Source organism: Bacillus sp. AFS023182 (genome assembly GCF_002560575.1).
Classification (GTDB): domain Bacteria; phylum Bacillota; class Bacilli; order Bacillales; family Bacillaceae_G; genus Bacillus_A; species Bacillus_A arachidis.
Map to the genome: position 1 here is coordinate 14,081 of NZ_NTRO01000023.1, position 12,260 is coordinate 26,340.

The following is a 12,260-nucleotide window of genomic DNA, read 5'->3' on the forward strand; positions in this document are numbered from 1 at the left end:
GAGCGTGCCCATGGAATATTTTCATAAATTGGGAGTAGTTTTGATTTTTATGGTATTTTTACAATTTTTTCATCCTACATCCACATTTACTTGTTACACTGAATGTAAGAAGCGCAGAAAGGTAGGGTGTTATGGAGAAAGTAAGAGCGATACTATTTGATAAAGATGGAACATTAATGGATTTTCATTCTATTTGGATAAAGGTAGCGGAAGAGCTTGTAGTTGAATTTATACAATTATACAAATTGCCTGCATCACTACAGGACGTTCTTTTACAAGAAATTGGTGTTGAAGGAGCGTTTGTTAATCCACATAGTGCATTAGCAGCAGGAACAAGTCTTGATATAGCACAAATCTTTTGTAAACATATATCTTCTGTTGAAGAGTGTGACATGCATCATTGGATAAGTGAAAAAATATTTAAGCTTATGTACGAACACCGTTCACATATAAGAATGACTGCAGATTTACCAAGAGTTTTACAAACACTAAAAGATAAAGGATTTATTTTAGGTATTGTGACAGCTGATGATTTGGCGCCGACTGACCTCTTTTTAAAGCAGTGTCACTTAGAATCGTTTTTTGACTATATTGTAGCTTCAGATACATTTCCAGCCCAAAAGCCAGACAAGCAAATTGTAGAATCATTTTGTGAAAAGTTTGGGTTATCTCCAAGGGAGGTAGTTGTTGTTGGGGATACGCCAACAGATTTACATTTAGCGAAAAATAGCGGGGCTTGCTATGCAATTGGTGTTCTTTCTGGGACGGGTGATCGTCAAACATTAGCACCACTTGCAGACATTATATTAGATTCTGTCGGTAATTTTATTTCTGATTCTGGAGAACTTATTTGGGAACGAGAAAAGTCTAATCTATAAATAAAATAAGTCTATATTGACTCGTAATGAGTCGATATAGACTTATTTTTTATGTCGAAATCCTGAGAAAACTAGAAGTTTATTGTATTCATTAAATTGGCATACATCTTGCAATATAGAAAAAGAAAATCATAGCATAGAAAAGGATGGGAGAAACGATGAATACAAAATTTGCTAAAGTAAACGAACAAATTCCAGGACCGAAAGCAGCTTCTTTATTAGAACGCCGTCAAAATATCGTACCAAGGGGCGTGAGTAATGGAATTCCAACATTTGTACAATCAGCAGATGGAGCGCTTGTAACAGATGTAGATGGAAATCAATTTATCGATTTTGCGGGAGCAATTGGAACAATTAATGTAGGACATTGTCACCCTGCTGTGAAAGAGGCGCTTCATAAACAAGTAGATCAATATATTCATACTGGCTTTAATGTCATGATGTATGAGCCATATATTGAACTAGCAGAGAAGCTTGCTGCGTTAGCTCCTGGAAATTTTGAAAAACAAGTACTATTTTTAAATAGTGGTGCTGAAGCAGTTGAAAATGCTGTGAAAATTGCTCGTAAATATACGAAGCGCCCTGGAATTATTGCTTTTACAAAAGGATTTCACGGCCGCACTTTGATGACAATGACGATGACAAGTAAAGTAAAGCCTTATAAATTTGGATTTGGTCCATTTGCACCAGAAGTATATAAAGCGCCATTCCCATATGAATACCGTCGTCCAGAAGGCTTAACAGATGAGCAATACGATAACTTTATTATTGAAGAGTTTAAAAACTTTTTAATATCAGAAGTTGCACCAGAAAGCATAGCGGCCGTTGTGATGGAGCCAGTCCAAGGTGAAGGTGGCTTTATTGTTCCAAGTAAAAAGTTCGTACAGGAAGTACGTCGTCTTTGCTCTGAGCATGGCATCTTATTTGTAGCGGATGAAATTCAAACAGGCTTTAGCCGTACGGGAAAATACTTTGCAATAGATCACTATGATGTCGTTCCAGATTTAATTACTGTTTCGAAATCATTAGGGGCAGGAGTACCAATTAGTGGTGTTATTGGACGAAAAGAAATTATGAATGAATCCGCACCAGGGGAACTTGGTGGAACATATGCTGGAAGTCCATTAGGATGCGCTGCGGCATTAGCTGTTTTGGATATTATAGAGAAAGAAAAATTAAATGATCGAGCTGTACATGTAGGAAAAGTTGTAATGGATCGATTTGAAGAAATGAAGAAAAAATATAACTGTATTGGTGATGTACGTGGTTTAGGGGCGATGTGTGCGTTCGAACTTGTTAAAGATCGTACAACGAAAGAAGCAGATAAAGTATTAACAGCAAATTTATGTGCTGAAGCAAATAAACGAGGACTCCTCTTATTATCTGCTGGAACGTATGGGAATGTAGTTCGTGTCTTAATGCCACTTGTCATTACAGATGAACAATTAGAAGAAGGGCTTACAATTATTGAAGATTCCTTGCAAGCTTGTTATGAGCAAGCAGATATCGCTCGTGTGTAAATAATACGATATAAAAACCTTTCTTTTTTGGGGTGAGAGCATCTGTCGTGCATGGAAGCGGTCAGGTTCTCTTCTTGCCCCATACTAAGTGAAAATAAAGAGAAAAAATGAGCACGGGCCACGTTTTGTTTTTCGTAACAGTGATGTATATGTTGGAAAATCAAAATGAATATAAAACATATTTGTGACCATTCTAGTTTGTCTCTTGAAAAAACAGAAAATTCCCTTAAATGCAAGTTTCACTTTATAATGAAATATAAGCGATAATAAAGTGAAGCAATGGAACCTGAATTTGAGGAGTGGCTGGAATGGTTGCAGAAAAGGAACGAGCATTTATGGATTTAAAAGATGTATTTGAATATGCATTTGATGAGATCTTTGTTACGGATGAGGAAGGAACCGTTGTTCGTGTAAATAGTACATGTGAAAGGCACTATCAATTATCTGCCGAGGAGTTAGTAGGTAAGCATGTAAAAGAGTTACAAAAAGAAGGGATTTTTTATCCATCTGCAACGTTGGAAGTAATTGAGAAGAAAAAGCCGATTGAACTTGTTCAGACAACAAAGTCGGGAGAGTATTTACACGTCCGTACAAGGCCTGTGTTTGATGAACAAGGGAATTTGCGAAGAGTCATTAGTTATTCTCGTGATCTCACTGAACTCTACCAATTACGAAAAAAAGTAGAGGAGATGGATAATCAGTTAAAGACATATAAGAAAGAGTTAAGAGAAACATATGAATATGAAGGGCTCATTTTTAAAAGTGTAGCTATGCAAAAAATAGTCGCAACAATCAAAAAAGTATCTATGGTAGATAGTACGGTCCTTATTTTAGGTGAAACCGGAGTCGGGAAAAGTAGATTAGTGCGTCATTTACATGAAGTGAGTCATCGTAAAAATGAAATGTTTTATGAAATTAATTGTGCGGCATTGCCAACAAACTTAATCGAATCGGAACTGTTTGGCTATTCGGGTGGTTCATTTACAGGTGCAAATCGTGAAGGAAAAAAAGGAATTTTAGAGCTAGCTCATAAAGGGACTCTTTTCTTAGATGAAATCGGTGAAATGCCGCTTGAAATTCAAGCCAAACTGTTACAAGTACTGCAGGAAAAAACATTCCGCGCAGTAGGAGGTAGGGAACTAAAGAAAGTAGATGTTCGTATTGTGGCAGCTACGAATAGAGATTTAGCTGAAATGGTAAGACAAGGTACTTTCCGAAAAGATTTATACTATCGTTTGAATGTAATACCGATTCAAATTCCTCCACTTCGCGAGCGAACAGAAGATATTTTACCGTTAGTCTATCATTATTTACATCACTTTAACGAAAAGTATGGACGTGATGTGAAATTGGCCCCTAGTACTTTACAAATGTTTGTAGGGTATCCTTGGGAAGGGAATAATAGAGAAATAGAAAATGTAATTGAAAGGATTGTTATTACTGCAGATGATATTGTCATGATAGAAGACTTACCATTATCTATGCAAGGGTCAACAGTTGAGCAGTCCGGTCAAAGTCTCTATAAAATGTTGGAAGAAGTAGAACGGAATATTATCCTTAAAGCATATAAAACATATGGATCAAGCTATAAAGTAGCAGAGTTTTTGAAAATAAGCCAGTCTGCAGCAACTAGGAAAATTAAGAAGTTTATAGGAGAGGAAATTATATAAATACAAATTGAAAGCAGGTATATAATCTTTCTTTTTAGATGAGAGAGTACCTGTTCATGCATAGAAACCATCAGCATCTTTTTTGTCGAGGAGAAAACGAGTAGAGGTTACTTTGCGTACCCCATGGCAGTAACTTATATGTTGAAAAATCAAGGTAGATTTATATAGCTATAAGGATGGCTAATGACATTTGGATGAAAGTTTTTTGGAGGGTATTTCTTTGTTCGAACGCCTTTTTGAAAGTATGATAGAAATATGGAAAAAAATGAAGTGAATATAAAGGAGGAAGAAAATAGTGAATAAGAAAGCGGCGTATGTAAATCTAGAGCAGAAAGCTATGTATATAAATGGAGAATGGATTCAGTTGCAGGAACAAATTGAGATTAATAATCCGGCGACGCAGGAAATCTTTGCAACTGTCCCAAAGGGCGGAGTCACTGAGGCAAAGCAGGCGGTAGATGCTGCACATGAAGCTTTTAAATCATGGTCAAAATTAACAGCAGCTGATCGTGCGCAAAAACTAAAAAAGTGGTTTACATTAATTGATGAAAACAAAGAAGAAATTGCGGCGATTATGACAAAGGAACAAGGGAAGCCATTTGCAGAAGCACTTGGGGAAGTGAACTATGCGAATAGTTTTGTAGAGTGGTATGCGGAAGAAGGGAAACGAGTATACGGGGACATGATTCCAGCTTCTCATCCGAATAAACGCATTTTAGTAACGAAGCAGCCTGTAGGCGTTATTGCGGCGATTACACCGTGGAATTTTCCAGCTGCAATGATTACAAGAAAAGTGGCACCAGCACTTGCAGCAGGCTGCACAGCAGTTGTAAAACCTGCAAGTCAAACACCGTTAACTGCATTGAAATTAGCTGAACTTGCACATGAAGCCGATATTCCAAAAGGTGTTTTAAATATTGTCACTGGTAGCGCCAAGGCAATTGCTGATACTTGGATGGAGGATGGACGCGTAAGAAAGGTTTCATTTACAGGATCAACTGAAATCGGAAAAGAATTAATGTCTGGAGCTGCGAAAACAATGAAGAAAGTTTCGCTTGAGCTAGGTGGCCATGCTCCATTTATTGTAATGAGCGATGCGGATTTAGATAAAGCGGTAGAAGCAGTAATTGGTTCGAAATTCCGTAATGCTGGACAAACATGTATATGTACAAATCGCGTATTTGTGCAAGAAGGGGTGTATGCAGAATTCGCGGAAAAATTCCAAAAAGCAGTAGGGCAGCTTAAAGTAGGCGATGGATTTGGAGAAGGTACGACTGTAGGGCCACTTATCGATGCGAATGCTGTAGAAAAAGTACAGGAGCATATTGAAGATGCAATCAAAAAAGGCGGCGAAATTCTATATGGAGGCCAAACACTTACAGAATTAAATGGCCATTTCATTGAGCCAACTGTCATTGGAGGCGCAAATGACACAATGTTATGTATGACTGAAGAAACATTTGGTCCTGTTGCACCAGTTGCGAAATTTGAAACGGTGGAAGAAGTTATTGAGCGTGCGAATAACACACCGTATGGCTTAGCGGCTTATGTATTTACAAAAGACATTAGCCAAGCATTTCAAATTAGTGAAGCATTAGAATACGGTATTATTGGTTTAAACGATGGACTTCCATCTGTTGCACAAGCGCCATTTGGCGGATTTAAAGAAAGTGGGATTGGTCGTGAAGGCGGTTATTTTGGAATCGAAGAGTATTTAGAAATTAAATATATTTCATTAGGATTATAATAAGGTGAAACTTTAATCAGTGGGAGCCTTACTACCCGTTAAAGCGAGGTAAAATGAAAAAGAGCTGTTTTCTAAGAAAGCAGCTCTTTTTCATTCAATCATTTATATTTTTAGAATGCCCAGTTTCCTTTACGGAAGATTGGCTCATGTCTTCCATCAGCTGTAATACCGTCGATATCAAGCTCAGCTGACCCGATCATAAAGTCTTCGTGTGTAATACTAGAGTTCGCCCCATTTTCAGCAAGCTCTTCTTTTGTCATTGTTTTACCGCCTTCTAAGTTAAATGCATAAGCATTTCCAATTGCTAAATGGCAAGATGCATTTTCATCAAATAACGTATTATAGAACAAAATATTTGTATTAGAAATTGGCGAGTCGTGAGGTACCAATGCAACCTCTCCTAAGAAATGAGAGCCTTCATCTGTCTCTACTAAATGTTTTAAAGCTTCTTCGCCAGTATCAGCTTTATAGTTTACAATACGTCCATTTTCGAATGTAAGTGTAAAATTATCAATGATGTTGCCTCCAAAAACTAATGGTTTCGTACTTGATACTTGTCCGTTTACACCTGATTTTAATGGCATTGTAAATACTTCTTCTGTTGGAATATTAGCCATAAAGGGTACGTTTTTTTCATTTAAGCTTCCAGCTCCAGCCCATACATGTTTTTCTGGAAGTTCAATTGTTAAATCTGTCCCAGGACCTGTATAATGAAGAGCTTTATAATGTTTTTCATTTAAGTAGTCTACTTTTTCATGTAATGTTTCATCATGTTCTTTCCATGCTTCCACAGGATTTTCTAAATTTGCACGAGTTGCTTGGAAAATTGCATCCCATAGCTTTTCTTCTTGCTTTTCTGGCGCAACATCAGGGAATACTTTTGCAGCCCATTCTTTCGTAGGTACAGAGATCACGCACCAGCTTACTTTATCTGCTTGTACATAATCGCGGTATACTTTCATTGCTTCACCAGCAACCTTATGAGCACTTGCAATTCGCTTTGCATCTACACCCTTTAATAGATCTGGATTCTCNNTCTACATATACATGCTTTGCCCCTGATTTATATGCTTTTTCTGTAACAAGGCGGACAAATGGAGCTGCCTCAAGTGGCGCATTAATAGATAATGTTTGCCCAGGTTGAATATTAACACCAACATTTACTGCAAGAGCAGCATACTTTTCTAACGTTTGTTCAAATGACATATGTACGATCTCCTTTATTCAAAAGATTTATTATATACATAATACAAGAAAAATTCAAAAATATAAATAGAACTCAAATGAGATTGAGTTCTATTTTTTGGTTATTTAATAGAGCGTGTAAATTGTTCCACTGTTATGGAATGATGTATGCGAAAACGCTTCATTTTGAATAATTCGTTAGGCTCACCTTTCGTAATAAACCGCCCTGGCTTTGTCGTTGTTGCAAATTGATAATATTTTTTTGTTTCTTCGACAACTTAATCATTTACATGACCAAATGGGTATGCGAAGGCAATGACAGGTTTGCCAGTAATCTTTTCAAATTTTTCTTTTGGGGCTTTCAGCATGTGTTGCTGTGTGTGATTGGACAGAGAATATACCTGAATCAACCATTTCTTTTAGATTCGCGGTGGATAAAGAACCTTCTGCATCGACGTTATCAACAATCATATATTCGGTTGCAATTGGCTTAAATGTAGCGTCTTTTTCTTTTTATAGGTTTGTTAATCGTGATAATAATGTAACCGACAACAAATATGAAAGGGATTAAAAATACATAAATAGGGATGCCAAGAACATAATGACTTTTAATGCTTAAAAATAATAAATGTAGAAAATCCAAAAGAGCATGTAATTTCATTGAAGCCTCCAATAAACTTTTTTACAAATTATAGCATTTGAAGGGAGGGAGCTACATGTTTAAGTCTATGATTTAAGCTAATTTTAAAGTTGGAGAATGGAATGGGGTAGTGACAGGATTGCTGTCATAGACCGCAAAGTAACTTTTTGAAATTCCGAATAATCCGCAGATCTGCTTTTTTCAACATCTTATATCTCCTTGTTCGATATTGTCATCTCTCATTGTCATAATTGAGAAATTGGGATTTATGCAACTATATGGACCGATTGCTGAAAAAGGAAGTTTATTTTTTCTGAAAAATGTATATAAATTCAAAAAGGATAATAAATAACCGAAATAAATTTTATATTTTCTTAATTTATTCCTTTTCATCTACATGAATCATTTATTACAACAGCTTTCACGCATAAAATAAGATGTTTCTACAAAGAATAATATAAGTATCTTTATAATGATTTTCCAATATAGTCAATGTGTTAATCAAAGGAACTCTGTGTTATTTTTGCTTTGCTACTAACTAATACAGCTTCAAATAATGGACACAATTGCTACGTGCCAAATGTAATTTATTATTCATTCAAAATTTTATTTATTCAATTTTTCTAAAAATAAAAAAATATTAAACTTATAAATATACAAGTTATAATGAGGGCGTCGAGAAATAATCTATTACCTCGAAGAAAATATTAAACTTGGTTCGGATACAAAAATTTTAAAGACCTTGCAAGTAATCTTCTAAAATTGGACAAACTGATACGATTTCTTCTCTAAGAAAGGTGTGTGATCAGAAGGAAATTTATTCAATATGAAAATGGAAACGTTATCAGCCAGATTTTATTTTGAATTGGTCACTCTAATAACTTAGATTCAACTGCACTTAAAAATAATAAATGATGGAGGTGCTTATATAAACATGAATGTAGTATCTATTAAAGAAAAAAAGGTCGTTAAATACAAAAGTTGTTTTGATGTAATTGGGCCGGTAATGATAGGTCCTTCAAGTTCACATACTGCAGGTGCTTTAGCTATTGGAACAGTTGCCAATAAGTTACTTCAAGGTCTTCCAAAAAAAGTCGTGGTAAGGTATTATGAATCATTTGCTGAAACCCATAAAGGACACGGAACTGATTTTGCAATTATTGCTGGGATATTAGGGTTTGCTGCCGATGACAGCAAAGTGCCAGATGCTATTAAAATAGCAGAATCTAAAGGAATTGACATTACCTTTATTGAAAAAGCAGGTGATAGCCCTGCTGGTCATCCAAATACGGCAGATGTATATTTAGAGGATGAAAATCGAAGTATTAGAACAGTGGGTATTTCGGTTGGCGGCGGATTAATTGAAGTTAAACATGTTGAAATTGACGGATTTAGCCTAGATTTGCAGGGGCCATTACCAGTTATTATTGCGATTTCCGAAAGAGCTGACTTTGAATTTGTCTTACGCAGAATCTTTAAACAATATGATGTGGAAATTAACAATTTTTATAGTTTAGAAGAAAATGGAAAATATTTATATGTATTCGCTTTGGATTCGCTATTGCCTGGTGATGCTCAGAAGGAATTGGGAAGTGTAAGCAGTATAGCTAATATCATTATTCTTTAGTTATTAAGAGGTGAAAAAATATGTATATGACCATAAAAGAAATTGTAGATGCAGCTAATAAAAGGCAAAAGCCAATTTATGAATTAGCAATCGAACAGGAAATTGAACAAACTAAAACTTCTTATGAAGAAGTTTGGAGTAAAATGGAAAAGAACTTAGCGACTATGGAAAATGCCGTAAATAAAAGTATCGGGGGCAACGGGGTATTTTCTCCGACTGGTTTAACCGGAGGGGATGCTGTTAAAATAAAAAAATATCGAGAAAATGGAAAAACTCTTTCTGGAGATTTGATGGTGTTAGGGATTCAAAGTGCTATCGGGGTTAATGAAGTAAATGCTTCATTAGGAGCTATTTGTGCAACTCCAACAGCAGGTGCGAGTGGGACGATCCCGGGAGTCCTATTTAGTATTAAAGATACGTTGCAGTTAAGTCATGAAGATATGGTCCATTTTCTATTCACTTCATCTTTATTTGGAATGATAGTCGCAAATAACGCTTGTATTTCCGGAGCGTACGGAGGGTGCCAAGCTGAAGTAGGCAGTGCCTCAGCAATGGCTGCAGCAGCAGCGGTAGAAGCTGCCGGAGGAACAGCGCAGCAATCTTCTGAAGCTTTCTCAACCGCATTACAAAATTTACTCGGTTTAGTTTGTGATCCGGTCGCTGGTTTGGTAGAAATTCCTTGTGTAAAGAGAAACGCTATTGGAACGGCCAATGCTTTAGCAGCAGCGGACATCGCATTAGCCGGTGTAAACAATATCATCAATGCTGACGAAGTTATTGAAGCGATGTATAGAGTTGGAAGACAGATGCCTCGCGAATTAAGAGAGACAGGTTTAGGTGGAATTGCAGCCACACCTACAGGGATTGCCATTAAAAGTAAAATCTTTGGAGAGAAACAATTAAATAAATAAACAGTTATTGGAAATGTTGTGAAATAGTTAACAATTCTATTCTCTATTGTTCTCCTAAGGGCGTCAGTATGCTAAAAGCCATTATCACTAAAATATACTACTATACAATTAAAGTATACTAATATATTATATAATTGAGTTGTTTTGTAAACGCTAACAAATCTATCAGGTTGGACACACGATGTGGCGCACCTTGTAAGCAATTCATTATTCAAGAATGGTCTATATTCCTAAGCCTTAAAAAGAGACGTAAGAATAGGATATAAGGAGGAATTATTATATGAATGGAAATACTGCAAAAAAAATAGAATTTCAAGATGAAAACACTGCAGTAAAAAATGAGAAATATCTAGATCCTAAAAAGTGGCATAAACAGGATACTACCTGGGCATTGAGCCTTTTTGGAACAGCAATTGGAGCAGGCGTACTCTTTTTACCGATTAATGCGGGTTCAGGTGGTTTATTATCATTATTGTTAATTACCATACTTGCATATCCTGTTATGTATTACTCACATAGAGCGCTTGCTAAAATGATATACGCTTCTAATTCTGCTGATGAGGGGATTACAGGTACAATAAGAGAGTATTTCGGAAATAAGGCAAGTATAATTTTTAACATAGTATACTTCGTTTCAATTTATACGATCGTGCTGATGTATTCGGTTGCACTTACAAATACTGCAAGTAGTTTTATTGTGAATCAATTGCACATGCCAGAGCCTCCAAGGGCCATTTTATCGCTTGTATTAGTACTCGGTCTTATAGCTATACTAAATTTTGGACAAGATATCACCGTGAAGATAATGAGCATGCTAGTATATCCTTTCATAGCTTCTCTACTTTTTATCGCAATATCTTTGATTCCACAGTGGAATACGTCAATGCTTAGTTTTTCAAGTGTTTCTACTGCTTCAACAGGAACGGGATATATGGGAACGATTTTAATGATATTACCAATCATCGTATTCTCGTTTAATCATTCTCCTATGATTTCATCATTTGTTATGAAACAGAGAGCAACCTATGGAATAGAAGCTACTGATGCCAAATGTGCTCAAATACAAAAAGCTTGTTATATCATGACATTCGCTGTTGTTATGTTCTTTGTTTGGAGCAGTACATTAAGTTTGACTCCAAGTGATCTTATGAAAGCAAAAGAAGAGAACTTATCAATCCTATCTTATCTTGCTAATGAGCTGAATTCGCCTGTAATCACTATTGCAGCTCCTATCATTGCTTTTGTGGCTATAACAAAGTCCTTCCTTGGCCATTATATAGGAGCATATGAAGTAATGCGTGACGTGATTATCAAGTTCGGTAAAAAACGCGGAAAAAATATGGGAGAAAAAACAGTTAAGACAATGATCCTTACTTTTGTCGTATTAACATGCTGGTATGTTGCTTATGCAAATCCAAGTATTCTTGGAATCATTGATGCCCTTAGCGGTCCGTTAGTTGCTGCTATCTTATGTCTATTACCAATGTACGCGATCCACAAAGTACCAGTACTAGCTAAATACAAAGGGAAAGCGAGCAATGTATTTGTTATTATTATAGGTATATTGACTGTCCTAGCAAGTATTAAATCATTATTCTAATTCACTATTGTAGGTTCTGATGCAAAAATAGTGAGGTATGAAAAAAGAACGAAAGATTCTTAGCGGAATTGAATTTTATGCTGTTAAACCAAAGAGATCATGGATAAGATATATCTGTTTTTGGACAGACTTCTCACTTTGGGGAGTTTGTCCCTTTTTGGTCATATGCATAACTTCTATTCCAGCAATCACTTTTTTAGCTGTTTGCAATGATTTTAATCCAAGCATATTGGGGTGCCGCCCTACATCTATCAACTTAAGGATTTAGACTATTTTTGAATTGAAAAGCACGTTACTATTCTCTTATGCTAATGAGGATAGTAACGTGCTTTTTATGAATATGAACCAAAAACAAGCATGATCTTTATTGACCGAAGAGTTATATCGATATATGTCTCCCGCTACACTTCCTTATAATTATGGTACTGGCTGTATTCAAACGGAAAGATAAACAAAAAGGTTTTTTATGTAAATGATATAAC

Annotated in this window: 7 protein-coding genes and 3 pseudogenes; 7 read left to right on the top strand and 3 right to left on the bottom strand. The window is 36.0% G+C overall.

Annotated elements, in window-relative coordinates; translation table 11 throughout:
- Positions 1-131 precede the first annotated feature (131 nt).
- From CN288_RS12670 to CN288_RS12685, 4 genes are all read left to right on the top strand, one after another.
- Complete coding sequence (locus tag CN288_RS12670; RefSeq protein WP_026593327.1) at positions 132-878, top strand: HAD family hydrolase; 747 nt, start codon at positions 132-134, stop codon at positions 876-878.
- Positions 879-1,036: 158 nt separating this feature from the next.
- The gene (gene gabT / locus CN288_RS12675) at positions 1,037-2,398 is read left to right on the top strand and encodes a 4-aminobutyrate--2-oxoglutarate transaminase (protein WP_026593328.1); all 1,362 of its coding nucleotides are present in this window, start codon (positions 1,037-1,039) and stop codon (positions 2,396-2,398) included.
- A 308-nt stretch (positions 2,399-2,706) separates the two neighbouring features.
- Entirely contained in the window at positions 2,707-4,068 is a 1,362-nt protein-coding gene (locus CN288_RS12680; protein ID WP_026593329.1) for a sigma-54 interaction domain-containing protein, read from the top strand.
- Positions 4,069-4,363: 295 nt separating this feature from the next.
- Entirely contained in the window at positions 4,364-5,815 is a 1,452-nt protein-coding gene (locus tag CN288_RS12685) for an NAD-dependent succinate-semialdehyde dehydrogenase (protein WP_026593330.1), read from the top strand.
- Positions 5,816-5,925: 110 nt separating this feature from the next.
- On the opposite strand, the pseudogene CN288_RS12690 reads toward CN288_RS12685, so the two are convergent.
- Positions 5,926-7,021 (bottom strand): annotated as a pseudogene (locus CN288_RS12690) (aminopeptidase).
- 101 nt (positions 7,022-7,122) lie between these two features.
- Positions 7,123-7,513 (bottom strand): annotated as a pseudogene (locus CN288_RS12695) (polysaccharide deacetylase family protein); the annotation flags it as partial.
- Between the two features lie 1,055 nt (positions 7,514-8,568).
- Here CN288_RS12695 and sdaAB point away from each other — a divergent pair.
- The 3 genes from sdaAB to CN288_RS12710 all read left to right on the top strand — a co-directional run bounded on the left by sdaAB (position 8,569) and on the right by CN288_RS12710 (position 11,778).
- Positions 8,569-9,267 (top strand): L-serine ammonia-lyase, iron-sulfur-dependent subunit beta, encoded by a 699-nt coding sequence (gene sdaAB, locus CN288_RS12700; RefSeq protein ID WP_026592618.1) that lies wholly within the window; start codon positions 8,569-8,571, stop codon positions 9,265-9,267.
- Between the two features lie 20 nt (positions 9,268-9,287).
- Complete coding sequence (gene sdaAA, locus CN288_RS12705) at positions 9,288-10,178, top strand: L-serine ammonia-lyase, iron-sulfur-dependent, subunit alpha (protein ID WP_026592617.1); 891 nt, start codon at positions 9,288-9,290, stop codon at positions 10,176-10,178.
- Between the two features lie 280 nt (positions 10,179-10,458).
- Complete coding sequence (locus CN288_RS12710) at positions 10,459-11,778, top strand: amino acid permease (protein ID WP_026592616.1); 1,320 nt, start codon at positions 10,459-10,461, stop codon at positions 11,776-11,778.
- Positions 11,779-11,853: 75 nt separating this feature from the next.
- Here the strand turns inward: CN288_RS12710 and CN288_RS12715 are convergent.
- A pseudogene (locus CN288_RS12715) lies at positions 11,854-12,009 on the bottom strand (IS6 family transposase); the annotation flags it as partial.
- Between the last annotated feature and the right edge of the window lie 251 nt (positions 12,010-12,260).